This is a genomic window from Streptomyces sp. V1I1, from assembly GCF_030817355.1.
Classification (GTDB): Bacteria; Actinomycetota; Actinomycetes; order Streptomycetales; family Streptomycetaceae; genus Streptomyces.
This window is the reverse complement of record NZ_JAUSZH010000001.1, coordinates 6,519,594-6,542,404: the sequence shown is the minus strand read 5'-3', so window position 1 is coordinate 6,542,404 and position 22,811 is coordinate 6,519,594. Positions and strand designations below refer to the sequence as shown.

24 protein-coding genes and 2 pseudogenes are annotated in these 22,811 nt (G+C 71.6%); 9 read left to right on the top strand and 17 right to left on the bottom strand.

What is annotated here, in order from left to right:
• Positions 1-65: 65 nt before the first annotated feature.
• From QFZ67_RS30625 to QFZ67_RS30600, 6 genes and pseudogenes are all read right to left on the bottom strand, one after another.
• Positions 66-1,109: a zinc-dependent alcohol dehydrogenase family protein gene (locus tag QFZ67_RS30625; protein ID WP_307664295.1), complete on the bottom strand. Its 1,044-nt coding sequence runs from the start codon at positions 1,107-1,109 to the stop codon at positions 66-68.
• A gap of 18 nt (positions 1,110-1,127) precedes the next feature.
• A complete protein-coding gene (locus QFZ67_RS30620; protein WP_307664294.1) occupies positions 1,128-1,793 on the bottom strand; it encodes a lysoplasmalogenase in 666 nt (221 codons plus the stop codon).
• On the bottom strand, positions 1,790-2,656 hold the full coding sequence (locus QFZ67_RS30615; RefSeq protein WP_307664293.1) for a sterol desaturase family protein: 867 nt from the start codon (positions 2,654-2,656) through the stop codon (positions 1,790-1,792). Before QFZ67_RS30615 ends, QFZ67_RS30620 begins: the two co-directional genes overlap by 4 nt.
• A 121-nt stretch (positions 2,657-2,777) precedes the next feature.
• Positions 2,778-3,500 (bottom strand): VIT family protein, encoded by a 723-nt coding sequence (locus QFZ67_RS30610; protein ID WP_307664292.1) that lies wholly within the window; start codon positions 3,498-3,500, stop codon positions 2,778-2,780.
• Between the two features lie 55 nt (positions 3,501-3,555).
• Positions 3,556-4,293, bottom strand: a pseudogene (locus QFZ67_RS30605) (amidohydrolase family protein); the annotation flags it as partial.
• Positions 4,292-4,894, bottom strand: a pseudogene (locus QFZ67_RS30600) (acetoacetate decarboxylase family protein); the annotation flags it as partial. The pseudogenes QFZ67_RS30600 and QFZ67_RS30605, both read right to left, overlap by 2 nt.
• An 84-nt stretch (positions 4,895-4,978) precedes the next feature.
• Here QFZ67_RS30600 and QFZ67_RS30595 point away from each other — a divergent pair.
• The 6 genes from QFZ67_RS30595 (at position 4,979) to QFZ67_RS30570 (ending at position 10,454) form a co-directional block, all read left to right on the top strand.
• Positions 4,979-5,596: a TetR/AcrR family transcriptional regulator gene (locus QFZ67_RS30595; protein ID WP_307664291.1), complete on the top strand. Its 618-nt coding sequence runs from the start codon at positions 4,979-4,981 to the stop codon at positions 5,594-5,596.
• Positions 5,597-5,671: 75 nt separating this feature from the next.
• Complete coding sequence (locus tag QFZ67_RS30590) at positions 5,672-6,694, top strand: DEDDh family exonuclease (protein WP_307664290.1); 1,023 nt, start codon at positions 5,672-5,674, stop codon at positions 6,692-6,694.
• A gap of 64 nt (positions 6,695-6,758) precedes the next feature.
• The gene (locus tag QFZ67_RS30585) at positions 6,759-6,992 is read left to right on the top strand and encodes a hypothetical protein (protein ID WP_307664289.1); all 234 of its coding nucleotides are present in this window, start codon (positions 6,759-6,761) and stop codon (positions 6,990-6,992) included.
• A 62-nt stretch (positions 6,993-7,054) separates the two neighbouring features.
• On the top strand, positions 7,055-7,843 hold the full coding sequence (locus QFZ67_RS30580) for an SURF1 family protein (protein ID WP_307666022.1): 789 nt from the start codon (positions 7,055-7,057) through the stop codon (positions 7,841-7,843).
• A gap of 63 nt (positions 7,844-7,906) precedes the next feature.
• Positions 7,907-9,694, top strand: coding sequence for a glycoside hydrolase family 15 protein (locus tag QFZ67_RS30575; protein WP_307664288.1), 1,788 nt, complete (start codon positions 7,907-7,909; stop codon positions 9,692-9,694).
• 4 nt (positions 9,695-9,698) lie between these two features.
• Positions 9,699-10,454 (top strand): SDR family oxidoreductase, encoded by a 756-nt coding sequence (locus tag QFZ67_RS30570; protein WP_307664287.1) that lies wholly within the window; start codon positions 9,699-9,701, stop codon positions 10,452-10,454.
• Positions 10,455-10,894: 440 nt separating this feature from the next.
• Here QFZ67_RS30570 and amaP read toward each other — a convergent pair whose 3' ends face one another.
• The 5 genes from amaP to QFZ67_RS30545 are packed head-to-tail and all read right to left on the bottom strand — an operon-like array spanning position 10,895 to position 13,196.
• The gene (gene amaP / locus QFZ67_RS30565; RefSeq protein WP_307664286.1) at positions 10,895-11,473 is read right to left on the bottom strand and encodes an alkaline shock response membrane anchor protein AmaP; all 579 of its coding nucleotides are present in this window, start codon (positions 11,471-11,473) and stop codon (positions 10,895-10,897) included.
• A 6-nt stretch (positions 11,474-11,479) separates the two neighbouring features.
• The gene (locus QFZ67_RS30560; protein ID WP_307664285.1) at positions 11,480-12,121 is read right to left on the bottom strand and encodes a DUF6286 domain-containing protein; all 642 of its coding nucleotides are present in this window, start codon (positions 12,119-12,121) and stop codon (positions 11,480-11,482) included.
• The gene (locus QFZ67_RS30555) at positions 12,118-12,489 is read right to left on the bottom strand and encodes a hypothetical protein (protein WP_307664284.1); all 372 of its coding nucleotides are present in this window, start codon (positions 12,487-12,489) and stop codon (positions 12,118-12,120) included. The genes QFZ67_RS30560 and QFZ67_RS30555 overlap by 4 nt, the downstream gene beginning before the upstream one ends.
• Before the next feature lie 6 nt (positions 12,490-12,495).
• Complete coding sequence (locus QFZ67_RS30550) at positions 12,496-12,687, bottom strand: hypothetical protein (RefSeq protein WP_307664283.1); 192 nt, start codon at positions 12,685-12,687, stop codon at positions 12,496-12,498.
• Positions 12,688-12,698: 11 nt separating this feature from the next.
• A complete protein-coding gene (locus QFZ67_RS30545; RefSeq protein ID WP_307664282.1) occupies positions 12,699-13,196 on the bottom strand; it encodes an Asp23/Gls24 family envelope stress response protein in 498 nt (165 codons plus the stop codon).
• Positions 13,197-13,328: 132 nt separating this feature from the next.
• Between QFZ67_RS30545 and QFZ67_RS30540 the strand changes: the two genes are divergently transcribed.
• Entirely contained in the window at positions 13,329-13,994 is a 666-nt protein-coding gene (locus QFZ67_RS30540; protein WP_307664281.1) for a hypothetical protein, read from the top strand.
• Between the two features lie 37 nt (positions 13,995-14,031).
• Here QFZ67_RS30540 and QFZ67_RS30535 read toward each other — a convergent pair whose 3' ends face one another.
• From QFZ67_RS30535 to QFZ67_RS30525, 3 genes are all read right to left on the bottom strand, one after another.
• Positions 14,032-14,823 carry an enoyl-CoA hydratase/isomerase family protein gene (locus tag QFZ67_RS30535; protein ID WP_307664280.1) on the bottom strand — a complete coding sequence of 264 codons (792 nt, stop codon included), beginning with the start codon at positions 14,821-14,823 and terminating at the stop codon, positions 14,032-14,034.
• 127 nt (positions 14,824-14,950) lie between these two features.
• Positions 14,951-15,172 carry a helix-turn-helix domain-containing protein gene (locus QFZ67_RS30530; RefSeq protein ID WP_018518904.1) on the bottom strand — a complete coding sequence of 74 codons (222 nt, stop codon included), beginning with the start codon at positions 15,170-15,172 and terminating at the stop codon, positions 14,951-14,953.
• Between the two features lie 361 nt (positions 15,173-15,533).
• Positions 15,534-17,132, bottom strand: a complete 1,599-nt coding sequence (locus tag QFZ67_RS30525; RefSeq protein ID WP_307664279.1) for an ABC-F family ATP-binding cassette domain-containing protein — start codon at positions 17,130-17,132, stop codon at positions 15,534-15,536.
• Between the two features lie 254 nt (positions 17,133-17,386).
• Between QFZ67_RS30525 and QFZ67_RS30520 the strand changes: the two genes are divergently transcribed.
• Positions 17,387-17,791 (top strand): VOC family protein, encoded by a 405-nt coding sequence (locus tag QFZ67_RS30520; RefSeq protein ID WP_307664278.1) that lies wholly within the window; start codon positions 17,387-17,389, stop codon positions 17,789-17,791.
• A 107-nt stretch (positions 17,792-17,898) separates the two neighbouring features.
• Here the strand turns inward: QFZ67_RS30520 and QFZ67_RS30515 are convergent, their stop codons facing one another.
• The 3 genes from QFZ67_RS30515 to QFZ67_RS30505 form a co-directional block, all read right to left on the bottom strand.
• The gene (locus QFZ67_RS30515) at positions 17,899-19,284 is read right to left on the bottom strand and encodes a hypothetical protein (protein WP_373430146.1); all 1,386 of its coding nucleotides are present in this window, start codon (positions 19,282-19,284) and stop codon (positions 17,899-17,901) included.
• Positions 19,285-19,427: 143 nt separating this feature from the next.
• Entirely contained in the window at positions 19,428-20,552 is a 1,125-nt protein-coding gene (locus QFZ67_RS30510) for an alpha/beta hydrolase (protein ID WP_307664277.1), read from the bottom strand.
• Between the two features lie 58 nt (positions 20,553-20,610).
• Positions 20,611-21,273: a class II aldolase/adducin family protein gene (locus QFZ67_RS30505; RefSeq protein ID WP_307664276.1), complete on the bottom strand. Its 663-nt coding sequence runs from the start codon at positions 21,271-21,273 to the stop codon at positions 20,611-20,613.
• Between the two features lie 272 nt (positions 21,274-21,545).
• Here QFZ67_RS30505 and QFZ67_RS30500 point away from each other — a divergent pair, with 272 nt between their 5' ends.
• Positions 21,546-22,799 carry an inorganic phosphate transporter gene (locus QFZ67_RS30500; protein ID WP_307664275.1) on the top strand — a complete coding sequence of 418 codons (1,254 nt, stop codon included), beginning with the start codon at positions 21,546-21,548 and terminating at the stop codon, positions 22,797-22,799.
• Positions 22,800-22,811 lie beyond the last annotated feature (12 nt).

Here is a 22,811-nt window from a genome sequence, read left to right as displayed (position 1 = left end):
CGGTCGCGTGAGGGCTGCGCCGCGTCGGCCTCGTTATGGCGTGATCGCGTTACGGCTTGATCGCGTTACGGCGTGATGAGGACCTTCAGCGCGGTGCGCTCGTCCATCGCCTTGTAGCCGGCCGGGACGCCGTCGAGGCCGACCGACAGGTCGAAGACGGGCGACGGGTCGATCGTGCCGTCCAGAACGTCGGGGAGCAGCTCGGGGATGTACGCGCGTACGGGCGCGACGCCGCCGCGCAGGGCGATGTTCCGGTCGAACATCACGCTCAGGTCGAGGCCGGTTCCGCTGCCGTGCGGCACGCCGACATAGCCGATCGCGCCGCCGTCGCGGGTGATCCCGACGGCCGTACGCATCGACTGCTCGGTGCCGACGGCCTCGATCACGGCGTGCGCGCCCTGCCCGCCGGTCAGCTCGCGGACCGCGGCCACGGCCGCGTCGCCGCGCTCGGCGACGACGTCGGTGGCGCCGAAAGTACGGGCGATGTCGGTACGCACCTCGTGGCGGCCGAGCGCGATGATCCGTTCGGCGCCGAGCCGCTTGGCGGCCAGCACCCCGCACAGTCCGACGGCTCCGTCGCCGACGACCGCGACGGTCGAGCCGGCCGTGACCCCGGCGCCGACGGCGGCGTGGTGTCCGGTGCCCATCACGTCGGAGAGCGCGAGGAGCGCGGTCAGCAGCCGTTCGTCGGATGCGGCGTCGGCGGGGAGCTTGACGAGGGTGCCGTCGGCGAAGGGCACGCGTACGGCCTCGCCCTGGCCGCCGTCGGAGCCGACCGACCCCCAGAAGCCGCCCTGCGGGCAGGACGTCTGCAGGCCCTGCGCGCAGTACTCACAGCTGCCGTCGGACCAGACGAACGGCGCGACGACCAGGTCACCGGTCCGGAAGCCGGTGACAGCGGACCCCGCCTCCTCGACCACGCCGAGGAACTCGTGCCCGATGCGCTGCCCCGGCTGCCGGGCCGACTCCCCGCGGTACGCCCACAGGTCGCTGCCGCAGATGCAGGCGCGCAGGACACGCAGCACCGCATCGGTGGGCTGCTGGATCGCCGGATCGGGCACCTCCTCCACGCGGATGTCGTGCGGGGCGTGGATGACGGTGGCGCGCATGGATGAGGTCCTTGCTGATCAGACGGAGATTCGCCTCTCACGGTACGCCTGCGTGCTCCGGGCGAGCACGCCGGTGGCCAGCAGCAGCTGCGCGGCGCAGTAGGTGAGCATGATCCAGAAGTCGGGTACGGGCAGCTGCGGCCATTCGGCGACACCGGTGGCGATGAGCATGTCGGAGAGCAGGAACAGCGCCCCGCCCGCGCCCGCGACGAGGCCGAGCCCGCTCGACCGGTAGGCCATGGCGGTGAGCAGCACGGAGTACCCGGCTACCGGGATGCGCAGATCGGCGGGGAGGTCGGGCCACAGGAGCGCGACGGCGCCGACGAGAGCGATGCCGTATGCGCCCGCGAACAGCGGTGAGGTGCGCGTATGCCGGAACAGCAGCAGATAGCAGACGTGTCCCGCGGCGAAGGACCCCATCCCGACGAGGAAGGCCCAGTCCGCGCCGGAGAGCAGGAAGACATCGCCGCCCCAGCCGAAGAGGAGCGCGGCGAGGAGCAGGCGGGGTGCGCCGCGGGTGGCGGCGTACGCCGTGAGCAGCGGCATGAGCAGGGGCTTGGCGGCGGTGTGCCCGGCGTCGATGCCGAGGGCGAGCGAGGCGAGGTCGCAGCCGACGGCGAGGAAGAACGTGACGAGGAGTATTCGGCCGAGCCGCTCCCGCGAGGCGGAGCTGCCCCGGCTCACGCGACCCGCTCCGGCTCGGCAGCGGCCGTCTGGACGGCCGGCTGCCAGCCGGGTCCGCGGAAGACCCGTCCGGCCCGCTCGCGCCAGGTGCGGGCCGCCCGTACGTCCCGGGCGATCGCCGCGTACTCGTGCGTGGCCACCCGCAGCGGGTTGTACGTCTCGATGTTCTTGGTGAGCCCGAAGACGGGCCGCTCTGTCTCCGGCGCGAAGGACCCGAAGAGCCGGTCCCACACGATCAGGATCCCGCCGAAGTTCCGGTCCAGATAGCCGCCTTGTGACGCATGGTGCACCCGGTGGTGGGAGGGCGTGTTCAGTACGTACTCGAAGGGCCGCGGCAGCTTGTCGATCCGCTCGGTGTGCACCCAGAACTGGTAGACGAGGTTGGCGGACGAACAGAAGGCGAGCGCGGCCGGATGCACGCCGCAGGCGATGAGTGGCAGATAGAACGGCCAGACGGTCAGACTCGTCCAGGGCTGACGCAGCGCGGTGGAGAGATTGAACTTCCGGCTGGAGTGATGGACGACATGGCAGGCCCACAGGATCCGGATGACGTGGTGGCCGCGGTGGGACCAGTAGTAGAAGAAGTCCTGCGCGAGCAGCATCAGCAGGACGGTCCACCACAGGACGGGGACGCGGGCGGGGGTGAGTTCGTAGACCGCGGTGTAGATCGCGACGATGGGGATCTTCCACAGGACGTCGAAGACGAGACTGCCGAGCCCCATCCCGATGCTGGTGGCGGCGTCCTTCGTCTCGTAGCCGGCGGCGTCCTCGTCCGGACGGAACCGGTAGCTCACTATCTCCAGGACGGTGAGCAGCACAAAGGCGGGTATCGACCACAGCACGACATCGGGCAGGTTCGGCATGCGAGCACCGTAGAGGCGGAGGCCGGACCACGGCTAGACGTTGTTACCCACAAGTATGCGAGACGACTTGTCAGCTGCTATTGGTGACTTCTGCCAACTCGGCCGTCGGACTGTCCGGCCCTCAGACCCCCACCGCGCCGAGCAGCGACCCCGCGCCGTACGTCACGGCCATCGCCAGCGCTCCCCCGCCGACGTTGCGAAGCACCGCCGGTCCCACCGCCGCCGCGCCCAGGCGCGCGCTCCACCAGCCCGTCAGGCACAGGGCCGCGAGCACCGAGAGGACCGTGACCGGCAGGCGCAGGGACGAGGGCGGCAGAACGATCGCCAGCAGCGGGAGCAGCGCCCCCACCGTGAACGCCAGGAAGCTCGCGCCCGCCGCGTGCCACGGGTTGGCCAGCTCGTCCGGGTTGATGCCGAGCTCCATGCGCGCGTGGGCGCGCAGGGCGTCGCGTTCGGTGAGCTGGACGGCGGCCTCGCGGGCCACCTCCGGCGAGAGGCCGCGGTCCGCCAACATGCCGGTCAGCTCCTGAAGTTCCTCCTCCGGCTGTTCGCGCAGCTCGCGCCGCTCCACTGCCAGTGCCGCCTTCTCGGAGTCGCGCTGGGTGGATACGGAGACGTACTCACCGGCCGCCATGGACATCGAGCCGGCCAGCAGTCCGGCGAGACCCGCCGTGAGCAGAGTGGCGCGCGAGCCGGTGGCGCCCGCGACGCCGACGACGAGGCCCGCGGTGGAGACGATGCCGTCGTTGGCGCCGAGGACCGCGGCGCGGAGCCAGTTGAGGCGCACGCCGAGGGCCTCGCCGTGAGCTTCGTCGTGGGGTGCGCCCCGGGATGCGTCAGTCACCCGGGGAGGGTCTCACCCCGGGGTTCACCACACCCGCAACGACCCGCCCCCGGGCTCACCACACGCGCACCCCGCCCCGGGCGAACGCGGGGCTCGTCGCGTCCGCCGGGATCTCGGCCAGCGGCTCGGCGATCTCCTCGACCGTCGGGCCCACCTCGGCCGCGATCGCGTCGAGGAGACCGAGGTCGAAGCCGTAGACGCGGGCGGCGTTGCCGCCGGCCATCGCCGCGACCTCGTCCCTCGGCAGACCCGCGTAGGCGATGCGAAGGCCTTCGCGGGAGTACGGGGTGGTGCCTTCGTCGTGCGGATAGTCGCTGCCCCACATGATCTTGTCCAGGCCGATCCGGTGGCGCAGCGGCACCTCGTGCGGACACATGAAGCTCGCGCCGACGAAGCAGTTGTCGCGCCAGACCTCGCTCGGGCCCTTGCCCATCGAAGCGGCAAGCCCGGCACCGAACTTGGACTCCGCCCTGGAGGCTCGCGAAGCCGCCGCGACCAGCCGCCCGTGGTAGTAGTCCAGCATGTCGAGCACGCCCGGGATCCAGCCCGAGCCCTGCTCGGTGAGGACCAGCTTCAGGTCCGGGTGGCGGCGGAAGGCCCCGCCGAAGATCAGATGCCACAGGGCCCGGTGCGAGAACCAGGTGGTCTCCACCATGAACACCGCGCGGGCGGCCGGTTCTTCGCCGAGCGGCGGCGACGCCGAACCGCCGTGGTGGTTGACCGGTACGCCCAGCTCGTCGCCGACCGCCCAGATCGGGTCGTACGTCCGCGAGTACAGCTCCGGCAGGCCCGACGCGTTCCGCGACCCGCCCCTTCTGGTCGGAGGTCTTCTCGCCGATGGTGAGTTCGACGACGCGGCGTACGGGGAGGTCCGCGACGGGGTCGTACACGGACTCGCGCAGCACCACATCGCCGGTGAGCCTCTCCAGCCTGCGGATCTTCTCGTTGCGGGTGCAGTGGACGAGTACGGGGTCGGCGTCGAAGCCCCGGCCGTCGACCGCGGGCAGGAACTTGAAGTAGATGTCGAGCTTTTCGGCGGGCTCGGGCAGCGGAAGCGGTCCGTCCACCGTGCCCCGCACCTCGACGAAGGTGATGCCGTGCCGGGCGAGCACGGCCCGTACGACCAGGCCGTCGCGCTCGACCGTGATCTCGCCCAGCTTCTTCGGCTCGCCGAACACCTCACGTCCTCCGTTCAGCGCGCGCTCGTGGGTGGCCCGTACGAGGGGCCGCCCGGTGGGCTTGAGCGGCGGCGGCAGTTTGGCCGCCACCGCGTCCGGGTCGCTCTCCCACACCGCCACCACGCTGGTGGACCAGATGTCGGGGAGCTTGGAACTGGATGCGCGGGCCGCGGCGATCTCCGCCTCGGTGCGCGCGCCGTACCGTACGCGTGGGATGTTCCATTCCGGGGGGCTATAACACAGTTACACCGCTGCGGATGAAGGGTAAAGAGCCCTGCGCGCCCGAGAATTGGGGGCACCATGCCACGCACCGCCCTGACCCGCGACGAGGTCCTCGACGCGGCGGCCGCCCTCGTCAAGCAGCACGGCCCGCAGGCCCTGACGATGCGGGGGCTCGCCGCCGAGCTCGGCACGGCGGTCACCTCGATCTACTGGCATGTCGGCAATCGCGAGTCGCTGCTGGACGCACTGGTCGAGCGCACGGTCCAGGAGATGGGCGCGATCCGGCCCGTCGGCCGCACGCCCGCCCAGCGCGTCGTCTCGGTCGCCCGCAGGCTCCGCCGCGAGCTGCGCGAGCGGCCCCATCTGATCGCGATGGTCCACGAACGGGGGCTCACGGAACGGATGTTCCTGCCCGCGCAACAGGCGCTCGTCCACGAGGTGCACGCCGCGGGGCTGCGCGGGGCGCGCGCCGCCGAAGCGGTGCGGGCGGTGCAGTTCCAGGTCGTCGGCTTCGTACTCGTCGAGCGCAACCGCGAACGCTCACCGGTCCAGTCGCCGGGCGAGGGCGAGCTGTGGGACGCGAGGACGGCGGAACACGACCCGGCCCTGGCACGGGCGCTGGCCCGGCCGGCCGATCCGGAGAGGCTTTTCACCTCGTCCGTACGGGCGTTGGTGAACGCGTTGCTGAAGCCGTGACATCCGGCTCCGGCGGGCCGCGCGGCGACCGGGCCGATCCGGAGTTGTCAGTGCGGGCCCGTATTCTCTGTGACCATGCTCGACGACCGTACAACCGCAGCAACGGCGTGGCCGGCCGCGTATCCCCAGGGGTACGCGGTCGTCGACGTGGAGACCACCGGACTCGCTCGCGAGGACCGGATAATCTCCGCTGCCGTGTACCGCCTCGACGCCCAGGGCAATGTCGAGGACCACTGGTACACCCTCGTCAACCCGGAGCGGGATCCGGGTCCGGTGTGGATCCATGGTCTGACGAGCGATGTGCTGGAGGGCGCGCCGCTGTTCGGCGAGATCGCCGGTGAGTTCGCCGAGCGGCTGGACGGCCGGGTCCTCGTCGCGCACAACGCCATGTTCGACTGGTCGATGATCGCCCGGGAGTACGCGCGGACGCAGCGCACCGCGCCCACCCGGCAGCGGCTGTGCACCATCGCGCTCTCCAAGGAGCTGCGGCTGCCGCTGCCCAACCACAAGCTGGAGTCGCTCGCCGCGCACTTCGGGGTCGTGCAGCAGCGGGCGCACCACGCGCTGGACGATGCGCGGGTGCTGGCCGAGGCGTTCCGGCCGAGTCTGCACAGCGCGGCCCGCGACGGGGTGCGGCTGCCGCTGCTCGAGTGCCGTCCCCTCACCGAGTGGTCGGACTCCCCCGCGACCCCGCGGATCGGCTACCAGGCTTCGTACGGACAGAGCAGCTGGCGGCCCTCGCGCAAGCGCCCGGCCTGCCCCTACCCCAACCCCGGGCGGTACGAGGTGGGCGGGCCGCTGACGCAGGGGATGCGGGTGGCGTTCTCCGGCGACACCTCCGTCGACCGGGAGCTGCTGGAGGACCGGGCGATCGAGGCGGGGCTGCACATCGCGACCAGCGTGTCCCGGCTGACCAGTCTGCTGGTGACCAACGATCCGGAGGCGTCGACCTCGAAGACGCTCAAGGCGAAGTCGTACGGCACGCCGGTCGTCGACGAGGCCGCCTTCACGCAGCTGTTGCGTGACGTGGCACCGGCATCATCCGCACCGGCACCAGCGCCAGTACCCGCACCCGCACCCGCACCCGCATCGGAGTGAACCCGGCGCGACTCGCCCGCCGCCCGCTCGCCGAGCGGCGGCCTCGCGTCCCACCCTGTGGCGCATGGCACGTTGCGAGGTATGCGGAAACGACTACGGGATGTCCTTCGAGGTGCACGCGCAGGGCGCGGTGCACGTCTTCGACTGCTTCTCCTGCGCCATTCACCGCATGGCGCCCATCTGTGAGCACTGCCGGGTCCAGATCATCGGTCAGGGCGTCGAGGTCGATGGCCACTGGTACTGCGGCGGGCACTGCGCCCGCGCGGAGGGGAGGGCGGGCATCGTCGACAAGGTGTGACCGGGCACCCGGACGTGGACCCCGCGTCCGGGCCGCAGGCCGCGGCAGGTACGGTCGAAGCCGTGTACCGCTTCCTGTTGTCCCGCCAGTGGGTGATCCTCACCCTCATCGGTCTCGTGCTCATCCCCACGATGATCGAGCTGGGCTTCTGGCAGTTCCACCGCCATCAGCACCGGGTCGCGCAGAACACCCTGATCGCCGAAAACCTTGAGGCGAAGCCCGTCCCCGTGACCGAGCTCACCTCCCCCGGGCACACCGTCCCGCGCGCCGACTACTGGCGGCAGGTCACCGCCACCGGCACCTACGACACCTCGCACGAAGTCGTCGTACGCCGCCGCACCTCCGCCGACGACCGGGTCGGCTTCCATGTACTGACCCCGCTGATCCTGGCCGACGGCCGGGCGGTCCTGATCAACCGCGGCTGGATCCCGGCCGCCGCCGACCAGCGAGCCTTCCCCTCCGTGCCGCCCGCCCCCAAGGGCACCGTGACCGTCACCGGCCGGCTCAAGGCCGACGAGACGACGAAGGCCAGCGGCATCAAGGACCTGGCCGGTCTGCCGCCCCGCCAGGTCATGCTGATCAGCAGCGCGCAACAGGCCAAGGCGCTGGGCCGGACCGTGCTCGGCGGCTATCTGGAGCAGTCCGCGCCCGAGCCCGCCGGCAGCAGCCCCGAACTGATCCCGGACCCCGACCACGACTCCATCGGCGCGCACATGGCGTACGCCGTCCAGTGGTGGCTCTTCACGGCCGCGGTACCCGTCGGCTGGGTGATTCTCGTACGGCGTGAGAAGCGCGACCGCGAGGCCGCGGCGGCGCAGGACGCCCCGGAGCCCGCCCCCGCGACGGTCTGACAGCCGCCAGTGGCAGGGGACACGGCTGCTTAACCCCCGCGCCCGGCGGGCACACGCCACAGCGTGACGTTACGTATCGAGGACTACGCCCTCATCGGCGATCTGCAGTCCGCCGCGCTTGTCGGCAAGGACGGCTCCATCGACTGGCTGTGCCTGCCCCGCTTCGACTCGGCGGCCTGCTTCGCCGCGCTGGTCGGCGACGAGGACAACGGCCACTGGCGGATCGCCCCGAAGGACGCGGGCCTTTGCACCAGCCGCCGTTACATCGGCGACTCGCTCGTCCTGGAGACGGTGTGGGAGACGCGCACCGGCACGGTCAAGGTCATCGACTTCATGCCACAGCGCGACACGACCCCCGATGTCATGCGGATCGTGGAGGGCGTCAGCGGCACGGTCGAGATGAGCGCCGTCCTGCGGATTCGCTTCGACTACGGCTCCATCGTTCCGTGGATGCGGCGCGCGGACGGCCACCGCGTGGCGGTCGCCGGCCCCGACTCCGTATGGCTGCGCAGCGAACCGAACGTCAAGACGTGGGGTCAGCAGTTCAGCACCCGCTCGTCGTTCACGGTCGGCCCGGGCGAGAAGGTCGCGTTCGTCCTGACCTGGTATCCCTCGCACATGCCGCGGCCGGAGCTCATCGACCCCCACGAAGCGCTGGAGAACAGCCTTGGGGACTGGGCCGCGTGGTCCTCGGACTGCGCGAGCGAGGGCCCGTACCGCGAGGCGATCATCCGCTCGCTGATCACCCTCAAGGCGCTCACCTACGCGCCGACCGGCGGGATCGTCGCCGCCCCCACCACCTCTCTGCCGGAAGAGCTCGGCGGCGTACGGAACTGGGACTACCGCTACTGCTGGCTGCGCGACTCCACTCTCACGCTCGGCGCACTGCTGACGGCCGGCTATCTGGACGAGGCGAAGGCCTGGCGTGACTGGCTGCTGCGCGCGGTGGCCGGCGACCCCGCGGACCTGCAGATCATGTACGGGGTGGCGGGCGAGCGCCGGCTGCCCGAGACCGAGCTGCCGTGGCTGAGAGGCTACGCGGGCTCCATACCGGTCCGCATCGGCAATCAGGCCGTGGAGCAGCTGCAACTCGATGTGTACGGAGAGGTCATCGACTCCCTCTTTGTGGCGCGGGAGGCGGGTCTGGCTTCGGAGAAGCACGCCTGGAATCTGCAGCTCAGCCTGCTCGGCTTCCTGGAGTCCAAGTGGCGCGAGCCGGACGAGGGCCTGTGGGAAGTGCGGAGCCCCCGCCGCCACTTCGTGCACTCCAAAGTGATGGCGTGGGTGGCGGCGGACCGTGCCGTGCGCACCCTGGAGGCGAATCCCTCGATACGCGGCGACGCGGACCGGTGGCGGGCGATGCGGGACGAGGTGCACCAGGAGGTCTGCGAGAAGGGGTACGACCCGCAGCGGAACGCGTTCATGCAGTCCTACGGCTCCGACGAACTCGACGCGGCGGCGCTGCTCATTCCGAGGGTCGGATTTCTGCCGCCGGACGATCCGCGGGTGATCGGGACGGTGGACGCGGTACGGGACGAGCTGGGGGCCAACGGCGCTCTCGTACGCCGCTACAGCACCGAGGGCAAGGCGGTCGACGGGCTGCCCGGAGGTGAAGGAGCATTTCTGGCCTGCTCGTTCTGGCTGGTGGACGCGCTGCGGATGACGGGGCAGGTGAAGGAGGCGCGGGAGCTCTTCGAGCGGCTGCTCCTGCTGCGCAACGACGTCGGGCTGCTCGCCGAGGAGTACGACCCGGTGGCCCGTTGCCAGCTCGGGAACTTCCCGCAGGCGTTCAGCCATATCGCGCTGGCGAACTCGGCCCTCGCGCTGTCCCAGGAGGAGACGGCAGGATAGGGACATGGATCTTGGACTGAAGGACCGCGTCTACGTCGTCACGGGTGCGTCGCGGGGGCTGGGCAACGCCAGTGCGCGGGCGCTGGTCGCGGACGGCGCGAAGGTCGTCATCACCGGCCGCGACGCGAAGTCCGTCGCGGACGCCGCCGCCGAACTCGGCCCGAACGCGATGGGCATCGCCTCGGACAACGGCGACCCGGCGGGGGCGGAGCGCCTTGTCGCCGCGGCGCGGGCGCACTTCGGCCGCTTCGACGGCATTCTGATCAGCGTGGGCGGCCCGCCGCCGGGGTTCGCCGCCGACAACACGGACGAGCAGTGGCTGGCCGCGTTCGAGACGGTGTTCCTGGGCGCGGTACGGCTGGCCCGCACGGCGGCCGCGGCGCTCGGCGAGGGTGGTGTCATTGGCTTCGTCCTGTCCGGCTCGGTCCACGAGCCGATCCCGGGCCTGACGATCTCCAACGGCCTGCGTCCGGGCCTGGCCGGCTTCGCGAAGTCCCTCTCGGACGAGCTGGGCCCGCAGGGCATCCGGGTCGTGGGCCTGCTCCCGGCCCGCATCGACACGGACCGCGTGCGCGAACTGGACGCGCTCTCGGGCGACGCGGACGCGGCCCGCACGGCGAACGAGTCCCGCATCCCGCTGCGGCGCTACGGAGCGCCGGAGGAGTTCGGCAACGCGGCGGCGTTCCTGCTGTCACCGGCGGCGTCGTACTTGACGGGCGTGATGCTCCCGGTGGACGGCGGCGCGCGACACGGTTTCTGACGCGGCGCGGGGGGTGCGGGTTCACCGCCGGGCGCGGGGGCCGGGCGGAGCGCTGACCTCGCCCCGCCGGGTGCGGGGTGCGGGTTCGACGCGGTGCGCCGACCTCTCGCCGCCGGGCGCGGCCCGGTGGGCGGAGCCCCCGCGCTACGCGCGGGGGCGTGCGTCCCACCCACCCGCCCGATCACTCCGGTCCACGAGTGCGGGCGCGGGCGCTGACCTCCCATACCCCGGGCGTGGCCCGGTGGGCGAAGCCCCGCGCTCCCCGATTACTCCCGCCCGCGAATGCGGGCAGGGCGGTAGACCGACCTCTCACCGCCGGGTGCGTCCCACTCCGCGCGTCCCCTCGGCGCGGAGCTGCCGCTCGGCCCGAGGGGTGTGGCTGGTGCCACGCACCCCCACACTTCACCTCCAGGGGTCCGGGCCGGAGCCCCGCGCCACCCTCAACTCACCCTCTGCGCCCGGTGCTTCGCCGCCCGCAGGCGGACCTCCGCCGGCAGCACCGCCAGGCCCGCCGAGTCTCGCGCGTGACCCACCGCCTCCTCCGTGAGACGCGTCAGCGTCTCACCCGGCGACGCGTACGGCTCAAGGAGCAGGCTCACCTGTGCCTCGGGCTCGCTCCGGCGGCCCGTCAGCGTCACATGCACACGGGACACGCCGTCCAGGGATTCCGCCTCGCCCTCCAGCACGCCCTCCAGCGCACGGCCCCGCAGCAGCGCGCCCTCGCCGTCGCCGCTGTCGACGAGGACCTCCGCCAGCCGGGGGCGCCGGAGTTGGGCGATCAGCCACCACAGCGCCAGAAGCACCACCACCGTGAGCCCCGCGATGACCGCGGGCCACCACCAGCCCTCGTCGCGCCAGCGGTCGCGGTCCGCCTCGCTCAGCAGCACATCGCTCGGCCCGTCCCACGGCCACCAGGACGGCACCGGCCACCCCGCCCCCGCGGCGAGCACCGCACCGCCCACGCACAGCAGCACCAGCCCGGCGAGGCCGAGCAGTACGCGATTGATCACCCGAAGCATCCGGCCTCACCCCTTCTTCGCCGGCGGCCGGCTGACGTGCACGGTCAGGGCGGGCGGCTTGGCCAGGCCGAGTTCCCTGATACCGGCGCCCAGCGCTGCGTCCAGGTCCGCGCGTACGTCGTCGAGTTCGCGGAAGTGGGACAGCGCCCGCGCCGAGACTTTCGTACGCCCCATCCGTACGCGCGCGGACTGCACCCCGGACACCTCCATCGCCCGGTCCCGCAGCACGAGCGCCGCGGCCTCCCGGTCGAGCCCCGCTCGTACGGACGCGATGTCGCGGCGCATCGGCAGCAGCGCCCGCAGTCCGGGCGTGACGGCGATGACGATCAGGCAGACGCCGACGGCCATCGCGGTCACCGCGGCCACCAGAACCCCCAGATCGTCCACCCGCCACGTCGCGAGGTCGCCCGCGAGAGCGCGGCGCCACTGCATGGCGGGGCGGTCGGCCCGTACCGCCGCGATGTCGTACAGCAGCAGCCCCGCGCCGCCGAGTACCACCAGGGCCAGCAGCCCGGCCGGCACCCGGCGCGCGGACCAGAAGCGCCCGGCCTTGCCGCCGTCGCCGTCGCCCGACGCCGCAGGCGGCTCGTACGCCGCGGCCGACGCCGACTGGTCCAGATCGAGTACGGGCCGTACGGGCTCGCTCATCGGATCCTCCCCTGTGCCGCCCTGCGCGAGTGCACCGAGTGCAGCCGTTCGACCTGCACGGCCACCTCGGGCACATCCATCCCCGCCAACGCCTTTACCCGCTCGGCGACTCGGTGACGCACGGCACCGCACTGACCGCCGATGTCGGAGGGGTAGTCGAGCTCCAGGCTGACCCGCACCCGGGCGGTGTCATGGTGCACCGTGACCGTGGCACGGGGCGGCACGCCGCCCTCCGGCACGCGGTCGAGCGCCTCCCGCGCCGCCTGCGCGGCGATCTTCGCCACCACCCGGTCGGCGATCGCGGTGGCTCCGCGCTCGGCGGCTGCGACGCTCCCCCTGTCTCCGGTGGGGGTACCCCCCGCGGCCACGGCGTGTCACCGCCGCCGGTCGCCGCGATCGCGACCGTGGAAGAAGTCGCCGAGTTCGATGTCGCCGTCGAGGATCCGGCCCGCCACGAAGCCGACCGCCCCCAATGCGGCGACCAGCAGAAAGGCACCGAATCCGCCGAAGTATCCGGCGAAGGCGAGCGCCATGCCGGCCAACATGCCGACCACCGCCATGCTCATCGTGGGCTCCTCTACTGGAGACGCGGCTCCGGCTCGTCCTCTTCTTCATCGGGCAGCTTCACATCGCTGACCGCGATATTGACCTCGACGACTTCGAGTCCTGTCATACGTTCCACCGCGGAGATGACGTTCTCGCGAACCGCGCGGGCGACATCGGCGATGGAGACGCCGTAATCGATGACGATCTCCAGGTCGAGGGCCGTCTGCACCTCACCGACCTCGGCCTTCACCCCGCGGGCGGCAGTGGACTTGCTGCTGCCGGGCACCCGGTCGCGGACCGCGCCGAAGGTGCGGGAGAGGCCGCTGCCCATCGCGTGGACGCCGAGCACATCGCGGGCGGCGAGCCCGGCGATCTTCTCGACCACGCCGTCGGCGATGGTGGTACGGCCACGGGACGCGGGATCGCCACCCCCGCGCTTGGTCACTGAGGTCCTCCTGGGCGTCTCGCCGGAGCCGGACGGCTCGCCGACCGGGTTCTCGGGACGGTTTCGCTGAGCGGGGTCGGTCATGGCCGTGCGTCCTTTCCGGGCGGTGGGGGGCTCCCTTTCCGGGTGGGTGACTCCCTTCCGGTGTGGGGACTCCGCTGCCCACACTAAGTGCGCTTGCCCGGTCTCGCGCCGTGGATGCGGCAGGCTGGAGTAATGACCACTGCTGATGCGGTAAGGCGACGGCTGGGGCTCGGCAGGCTGCTTCCGCTGGGCGGAGCGGCGGACGGGGCCTGGCTGGCCGAGCGGGCGGCCGAGGCGGTGCTGCGGCGGGCGGCGGCCGAGGTACCGGGGGTGGCTCCCGGCCGGCTCAGGCTGGCGCTGGTGGATCCCGGCGCGGCGGCTGCTCCCGCCGTGCCTGCCCCGCCGAGCGCGCTGCCGCCGGGGCCGCTGCGGATCGAGGCGGATTTCGCGGCCGTGGCGCGGGACCCGCTGCCCGTGACCGCGGCCGCGCTGCGCACCGCGCTGTTCACGGCCGCGGTGGGGCTGCTGGATCTGGAGGTCGCGGAGGTGGATCTACGGGTGACCGAGCTGCTGGATGCCGCCCCGGAATCCCTCGCCCCCGCTCTCCCAACCGAGGTACGGGCCGCCGCCCCGACGGACCAGGCGGGCGCCGCGGCGTCCCGGGTCCCGGGAGTCGCGCATCTGACGGCCACCCTGGGCACGGCGGTGCACCACGCGCCCGACCATGTACGCATCGAGGTGGCGACAGCGAGCGGCCACCGCCCCCTGGATGTGGTCCGGGCGGTCCGCGAGGCGGTGACGACGGCGCTCGCGGACGGCCGCCCGGTGGCTGTACTGGTCAGCTCGGTCTCGGTCTGAAGGGGGAAGCGGGGGGAGCGGGGCAGACGGCAGGGATTCAGTCCCCGATGCCCGCGAGATCGCGCAGCCGGCGCGCCTGCGCCGCCCGCTCCGCGGTGCGCTGCTCCTCGTACGAACGCTCGCCCGCACCCTGCAGCAGCGCCTTCGTCTCGATGACCGCGTCCCGCGGAGCCGCGAGCAGCGCGCCCGCCAAGTCCCGGACCGCACTGTCGAGTTCGTCCGCGGGCACGACGAGGTTGGCGAGGCCGGTGCGCTCGGCCTCCTCGGCGTGCACGAAGCGGCCCGTCGCGCAGATCTCCAGCGCGCGGGCGTAGCCGACGAGTGACACCAGCGGGTACGTGCCGGTGAGGTCGGGGACGAGCCCGAGGCTGGTCTCGCGCATGGCGAACTGCACGTCCTGCGCGACGACCCGGAGGTCGCAGGCGAGGGCGAGCTGGAATCCGGCACCGATCGCATGACCTTGGACGGCCGCGATCGTGACGATGTCACTGCGGCGCCACCAGGTGAACGCTTCCTGGTACTCGGCGATGACCGCGTCGAGCTCCTCGTCGGAGCCGCGTGCGAGGTCGAGGAAGGACGGCTCGCCGTCGAAGCCCTCGGGCGTGAACGCCCGCCGGTCGAGACCGGCGGAGAAGGACTTGCCCTCGCCGCGCAGCACCACGACCCGCACATTGCCCGGCAGCGACCGACCCGCCTGCGCCAACGCCCGCCACAGAGCGGGAGATTGGGCGTTGCGCTTGTCCGGGTTGGTCAGGGTTACCGTGGCAACCGCGTCCTCGACGGTGAGCCGTACGCCGTCCTTGTCGAGCACAGAGTCGAGCGAAGTCATGGGGCGCCTCCGGTTCGGGTGCAGTCAGTACAGACGAAAATAAGTGACTGCACAGTAACCACCCGGCCGAGCGAGCGACCGGCCGGGTGGCCACCGTGAAAACCGGTGGACCGAAGGAGCCCGGCCGTCAGGCCGTAGCGGCCTTCTTGCCTCGCGTCGCTCCGCCGCGTCCCCGCAGCGTGACTCCGGACTCGCTGAGCATCCGGTGGACGAATCCGTAGGAGCGGCCGGTCTCTTCGGCCAACGCCCGGATGCTCGCACCGGAGTCGTACTTCTTCTTCAGGTCTGCCGCGAGCTTGTCGCGCGCGGCGCCGGTAACCCGGCTGCCCTTCTTCAGAGTCTCGGCCACCCGTGCCTCCTCATGGGAAGTGCGCTCTGGACTCTCATGATCACCCCTCGAGGGCTTCCTGGCCACCCATTCGGCAAGGTCCGTGCGACAAGCTTTGCCGTGAACCAGCCGGCCGCCACGACCGGAATTTCTCATTCCGGGCGCTAGTGCGCGCATGTCCGAGCGGGATCCCGACAGAAGTAGCAGGTCAGCGACGCGCCGGGGAGACAGGCGCGGCGCGACACCGGACGGAGAGGATCCGCTCGCTGCCACGCCGTGGTACGAGACGCACTCACTCAGATGATGGATCACCCGTAGGCCGAATGATCCATACCGAGTGGATCAGCGCAGGACCGGACCGGAAAGCCCGGAACGAGCCGGGTCAGGCGAGCGCCACCAGGTCCGCGTAGTCCGCGCCCCACAGGTCCTCGACCCCGTCCGGCAGCAGGATGATGCGCTCCGGCTCGAGCGCCTCGACCGCCCCCTCGTCGTGCGTGACGAGGATGACCGCGCCCTTGTAGGTGCGCAGCGCGCCGAGGATCTCCTCACGGCTGGCCGGGTCGAGGTTGTTGGTGGGCTCGTCGAGAAGCAGGACGTTCGCGGACGAGACGACCAGCGTGGCCAGTGCGAGGCGGGTCTTCTCACCGCCGGAGAGGACCCCGGCCGGCTTGTCGACGTCGTCGCCGGAGAACAGGAACGAGCCGAGCGTCTTGCGCACCTGGACGAGATCGAGGTCGGGCGCGGAGGAGCGCATGTTCTCCAGGACCGTGCGGTCCGGGTCGAGGGTCTCGTGCTCCTGGGCGTAGTAGCCGAGCTTGAGGCCGTGGCCCGGGGTGACCGCCCCGGTGTCCGGCTTCTCCACTCCGGCGAGCAGCCGCAGCAGGGTCGTCTTGCCCGCTCCGTTGAGGCCGAGGATGACGACCCGGGATCCCTTGTCGATGGCGAGGTCCACATCGGTGAAGATCTCGAGTGAGCCGTACGACTTGGACAGGCCCTCCGCGGTCAGCGGGGTCTTGCCGCAGGGCGCGGGCTCCGGGAAGCGGAGCTTGGCGACCTTGTCGGAGGCCCGGACCTCTTCGAGACCGGCGAGCAGCCGCTCGGCCCGCTTGGCCATGTTCTGCGCGGCCACGGTCTTGGTGGCCTTGGCCCGCATCTTGTCGGCCTGCGAGTTGAGGGCGGCGGCCTTCTTCTCGGCGTTCTGCCGCTCGCGCTTGCGGCGCTTCTCGTCGGCCTCGCGCTGCTGCTGGTAGAGCTTCCAGCCCATGTTGTAGATGTCGATCGTGGAGCGGTTGGCGTCGAGGTAGAAGACCTTGTTGACGACCGTCTCGACGAGATCGACGTCGTGGGAGATGACGATGAAGCCGCCGCGGTAGGTCCTGAGGTAGTCGCGCAGCCAGACGATCGAGTCGGCGTCGAGGTGGTTGGTCGGCTCGTCGAGGAGCAGGGTGTCGGCGTCCGAGAACAGGATGCGGGCGAGCTCGACGCGCCGGCGCTGACCGCCGGAGAGCGTATGCAGCGGCTGGCCGAGTACCCGGTCGGGCAGGCCGAGCGCGGCGGCGATGGTGGCGGCCTCGGCCTCGGCGGCGTAACCGCCCTTGGTGAGGAACTCCGTCTCCAGGCGCTCGTACTTCTTCATCGCCTTCTCGCGGGTGGCGCCCTTGCCGTTCGCCATCCGGTCCTCGTTCTCGCGCATCTTCTTCAGTACGGAGTCGAGGTCGCGGGCGGAGAGGATCCGGTCGCGGGCGAGTATGTCGAGGTCGCCGGTGCGCGGGTCCTGCGGGAGGTAGCCGACCTCGCCGGAGCGGGTGATGGTGCCGGCGGCGGGGATGCCTTCGCCCGCAAGGCACTTGGTGAGGGTGGTCTTGCCCGCTCCATTGCGGCCTACCAGCCCGATGCGGTCGCCTTTGGCGATACGGAAGGAAGCGGACTCGATGAGGACGCGGGCGCCGGCGCGCAGCTCGACGCCGGAAGTGGTGATCACGGAAAGACTCCAGGGCGGTATGGACGGCGGAAGGGACGGGCGTAGGAGCTTCGACGCCGTCTAATGCGCAAGGAGAATTGCCATACCGGCCAGTCTAGCCGGGCCGTGCAAGTGGTTTTGCGCCGCGTTTCCCGGCTGCATCCGGGCTCGGTCCCGGCGTGGCCCGGTGCAACGCCTTCCGCTGAGTGTCAGTGGCGGCTGCGAGACTGAGACGCAGATCACATTCCACCGTCGAGCATGAAGGAGTGATCGAGATGTCGGAGTCTCCAAGCATCTGTCCGACGCTGCTGTACGCGGACGCGAAGGCTGCGATCAAACAACTCACCGAGGCCTTCGGCTTCGCCGAGCACGCGGTGTACGAGGACGAGGCGGGCGCGGTCGTGCACGCCGAGCTGACTTTCGGCAACGGCATGGTGATGCTGGGCAGCAAGGGCACCGGCAGCGAGTTCGACAAGCTGATGAAGGACGCCGGTCCGGTGGGGGTGTTCGTCCATGTCGACGATGTCGACGCACACCACGGCAGGGCGGTGGAGCGCGGGGCGGACATCATGATGCCGCCGACCGACCAGGACTACGGCGCGCGCGACTATATGGCGCGCGACATCGAGGGCAATGTGTGGAGCTTCGGCACGTACACACCAGGGGCACAGGGGTCTTAGCCTCCCTCGCGGCCCGCGCGTTTTCCTCAATCCCCGGACGGGCTTGGGATCAAGCCCGTCCGGGGATTGAGGAAAGCCGGCTCGCCGTCGCGGGACCGGTCGCTGGGCTAGGCGTCTCCGGTGTGCACCTGGAACGCCGCCCGGCGTACGGCCTTGGCCAGAGCCGGGTCCGGGTGCGCGGCCGCCAGGGCGACCAGGACCTGGACGGTGCGGGGGTGGCCCCCGGCACGGACCTCTTCGAGCAGCGCCGGGACCGTGCCCTGCACCGCGGAGTCGAGATGACGCAGCAGCAGCTGGGGCTCCCCGTGGTCGGCGACGGCCGCCGCGGTGTCCACCCAGAGCCAGGTCGCTTCCTCGCGGGTGAGGACGTCGGCGGCGTCCTCGGGGTCCGCGCCTTCGTACTCGGCGAGCCAGAGCAGGACGTAGGGGCGCAGCGAGGGCTCGTCGGCGGCCGCGCGGACCTCGGCCTCCGCGGGGGCGCCGACGACGCGCAGCGCCTCGAAGGCGAGCCCGCGCAGCAGGGCGTCCTCGCCTCGGGCGACGGCGAGGAGTTCGGTGACCGCGCTGGAGACGGTGCGGGCGGCGAGCCAGGCGCGGTACTCGGCGCGGGCCGGGCCCGGGGTGAGGCGGGCGCAGCCGCGCAGCATGTCCTCGGCTGACTGCTCGATGTTGCCCGCGGGGCTCTGGGCGGCGACGCAGATCTGCTCGAGCTTGACCCAGACCGCCCAGTTGCCGAGGGGGGTGAGGGTGGCGGACCGGCCCTTGTCGAGAGTCAGGGCGCCGACGGCGGACAGGCCCTGAAGGGCCCAGTCGAGAAGCGCGGAGACAGGGATGTCCTGCCCGGCCTCCGGCAGGTCGGACTGCGGGCCGTAGGGCACTTCGCAGCGCTCCTCGCGCAGTTCCGCGACGCGCTGCTGCAACAGGTCCAGCAGGAGCGGTACGAGCACGGGCCCGGCCGAGAGCTGAAGGAGGGAGAGCACCTGGGGCACGGCCTCGACGACCTCGGCGACCGCAGTGGGGGCGACGTCGTCGGGGGCTGGGTGGACCAGCGACCAGGCGTCGAAGAGGGCGACCCAGCCGCGCAGTACGGCCATGTCGTCGCGGTCCCAGGCGCGCAGCCGCCAGCCCGGGCGTGCGGTGTCGCCGTGCAGCTCGACCAGGCCGGCGAGGCGGGCCCGGTCCCAGCCCGCGCGCACCTGGAGCGGGGTCAACTCCAGTGCGGTGGCTGCCCGTTGCTGTGCCCGCTCGGTGAGCTGGGTGGTGCTGGCGTCCCGCTCGACGGCCGCCCAGCGGGCGATCCGTACGGCGTCGGCGAGGACCGCCCTCGCCTGGCGGGCCAGCTCCGAGGGGGCGGGAGTGCCCTCGGGAGGCCGGGGGGCCGTCCGGGTGCGCCGGGTCGTCACGGCCCGCCGTGCGGTGGCCAGCGATTGCGGGCGGACAAGACGGAGTCTGGAGTTGCGCGCCAATTGCTCATCAGGCTTTCGGGACGTCACGGGGAGCAGTCTTCCCGCTGACGGCCCGAAAGCCCAAACGGAACCTGGTCGGCCGTGCTGCGCGGCCGTCTCGCCAGGGCTGCGCCGGACGCCGTCAGGACGCGTCAGGACCTCGTCAGGACTGTGTCAGGACCTCGTCAGGGCTACATCAACGGGGTGAGGAAGCGGCGGAGGGCTTCTTCGTAGCGTGCCGGGTCGGCGTTCCACATGGCGGCGTGCGGGGCGTGCTGGACCGTGTGCAGGCTGATCAGTTCGGGGCGGCGGGCGGCCAGTTCGCGCGACCGCTGCCAGGGGGCGAGCGTGTCGTCCGGGCCGTGGAAGATGAGTGTCGGCACGCGCAGGGACTTCGGGTCCGAGGCGTTGAGCAGCCGGTCGCCGTGCAGTCCGGTCCTGCCCTGCGCCGCCCTGACGGCGAGCGGCAGCAGGGCCGCGGGGGTCCGGTGGGCGGCCAGATTGCGCAGGGTGGCCTCCCAGTCGAGTACCGGGGAGTCCAGGACGAGCCCGCTGATCCGGTCGCGCAGCGCGGAGTTGGCGGCGGCGTGCAGGGCCATCGACGCGCCGGTGGACCAGCCGTGCAGGACGATGTGCTCGGCGCCGTGGCGCACCGCGAAGCGGATGGCCGCGTCCAGGTCGCGCCACTCGGAGTCGCCGAGGTGCCCGAGCCCGTCGGGGGGCCTGGGGGCGCCCTGGTCCCCTCGGTAGGCGATGTCGAGGACGGGGAACCGCTGGGCGTGCAGGAACGGCAGGAGGTTCAGCGGGTGTTCCCGGGTGGCGCCCAGGCCGTGCACGGTGATCACCCACGTCTCCCGCGGGCCCGGCACGAACCAGGCGGGCAGCGTGCCGAGTTCGCCGGGGATGTCGACATCGCGGTGAGCGAGGCCGAGCGCGCTCCACGGGTCGCCGCTGTGCACCTGCGGGGTGAGCCGCACCCGGCTGCCGGGCTCCAGGCTGCCGCGGCTGACCCGCTCCAGGCGGCGTACTACGGTGTCGACGGGGTGCGACACCCCGTTGAGTACGGGGCCGACGACCGCGTGGACGTCCTTGCCGTGGAGTGCGTACGTGCCGGGGCGCTGTGTGGCGAGGCTGCGGGTCAGGGTCACCTGACCGTCGGCCGTGGCGTGCACGGTCGGCCGGGGCTCGCCGGGCAGCGGCTGCCCTGGCCGCGCTTTGAGCACGGCGTCGCTTGCGTAGCGGCCGGCCGCGATCGCGGCCGCGCCGAGACCTATCAGGGTGGTGACGGCCGCTGCCGTCGCTGTAGCCGGGCGCACCGTTCCAGTGTCGGCATCAGCACGCCTCGCTGCCAGTGGACGGCGGTCGCAGATGGTGTCAGCCGGGCTGGCCGTACCCCTGGAGCTTCTCCGCGGCCTCGCGCAGCTGGGAGCCGGAGAGCAGGCTGGGCGTGTGTCCGGGCAGCGATGCCGCGGCCAGCCAGAGGCGGCACATCCACTCCAGCTGGGCGGTGCGGTCGTATGCCTGGTCGAGGGAGTCGCCGTAGGCGACGGTGCCGTGGTTCTGCAGGAGGCAGGCGGTGCGCTCGCGCAGGGCGTGGAGCATGTTCGCGGCCAGCTCGTCCGTTCCGTACAGGGCGTACCGCGCGACACGGACTGTGCCGCCGAGGGCCGCGGCCATGTAGTGGATGGGCGGGAGCTCGGGGACGAGGGTGGAGACGGCGGTCGCGTGCACGGCGTGGGTGTGGACCACGGCACCGGCGTTCGTGTTGCGGTAGACCTCCAGGTGGAGCGGCAGCTCGCTGGTGGGCGCGAGCTCGCCGAGGAGCTGGTTGCCGTCGAGATCGACGGCGACTGCGTCCGCGGGGGTGAGCCGGTCGTAGGGGACTCCGCTCGGGGTGACCAGGACGAGTCCGCCGACCCGCGCCGAGACATTGCCCGATGTGCCCACCACCAGGCCTTCCGCCGCCGTCCTGCGGGCCGTGGCCACGAGGTCTTCCCACGCCCGTTCGATCGCGTCCTGCCGCACCTGATCGGTCATGCGGGCGATCCTGTCAGGCGGGGCCGCGGCGCCGCAGGGGCAGGCGGGTGACGGAGATCACGCAAACCGCCGCAAAGGGCCGTTTTTCGCTTCCGCGCGGCGTCGGTACCGCACTCCCCCCTTACTGTCACCGAGCCGGCACAAAGCCGTCCGACAAGCGGAGTCACGAATCCTCACTTGAGGACACCGCAACGCCCGTCCCAGTTCATCTTCCGTTCACTCAGGTTAACTACGTTCGCCGGGCCACTGACGTCAAACGATTGCCTGGGTAAATGGAACACATCACCTTGCTGCTCGCGATTGTGATCGTGACAGCGCTCGTGTTCGATTTCACGAACGGTTTCCACGACACCGCCAACGCGATGGCGACGACCATCTCGACCGGCGCTCTGAAACCCAAGACGGCGGTGGCCATGTCCGCCGTGCTCAACCTCGTCGGCGCGTTCCTGTCCGTGGAGGTCGCCAAGACGATCTCCAGCGGCATCGTCACCGAGGACGGCATCACACCAGAGGTCATATTCGCGGCGCTCGTCGGCGCCATCCTGTGGAACCTGATGACCTGGCTGATCGGCCTGCCCTCCAGCTCTTCGCACGCCCTCATGGGCGGACTGATCGGCGCCACCATCGCCTCGGTCGGCGTCGGCGGAGTCAACGGCGGCACCGTCGTCACCAAGGTTCTGATCCCCGCGATCGCCGCCCCGCTGGTCGCCGGCATCGCGGCGTTCCTGGCCTCCCGGCTGACGTACAGAATCGGCAAGAACGCCGACGAGAAGGCCACCGCGAAGGGCTACCGCGCCGGCCAGATCACCTCGGCGGGCCTGGTCTCCCTGGCCCACGGCACCAACGACGCGCAGAAGACCATGGGCATCATCACGCTGGCGCTCATCGCCGGCGGCGTGCTCTCCCCCGGCTCCAACCCTCCGATGTGGGTCATCCTCGCCGCCGGTCTCGCGATCGCGCTGGGCACCTACCTCGGCGGCTGGCGCATCATCCGCACCATGGGCAAGGGCCTGACCGACCTCCAGCCGCAGCAGGGCTTCGCCGCCCAGACCAGCGCGGCCAGCGTCATCCTCGCCTCCTCCAACCTCGGCTTCTCGCTGTCGACCACGCACTCCTGCTCCGGCGCCGTGATGGGCGCGGGTCTCGGCCGCAAGGGCGGCGTGGTCCGCTGGTCCACCGCCACCCGGATGTTCGTCGCCTGGGGCCTGACCCTGCCGGCCGCCGGTCTGGTCGCCGCGGGCTCGGAGTTCGTGACCAAGCAGGGCGACTGGGGTGTCGCGGCCGTCGCGGCCTTCCTGATCGGCGCCTGCGTCGCCATCTGGCTCGTCTCCCGCCGCCAGGTGGTCGACCACACCAATGTCAACGACGTGGACGGCGACGCCGAGCCCGCCGGTGTTGTGACCGCCGCCATCGCGGCCGTCAGCCCGCCGCCGGCCGGCACGCCCGCGCAGGACCTCAAGACGACCATCCCGGCTCAGCCCCACGCGGCCGACTCCGAGCCGACGACGCAGCCGGCCACGGTGTAAGGACAGATCAGC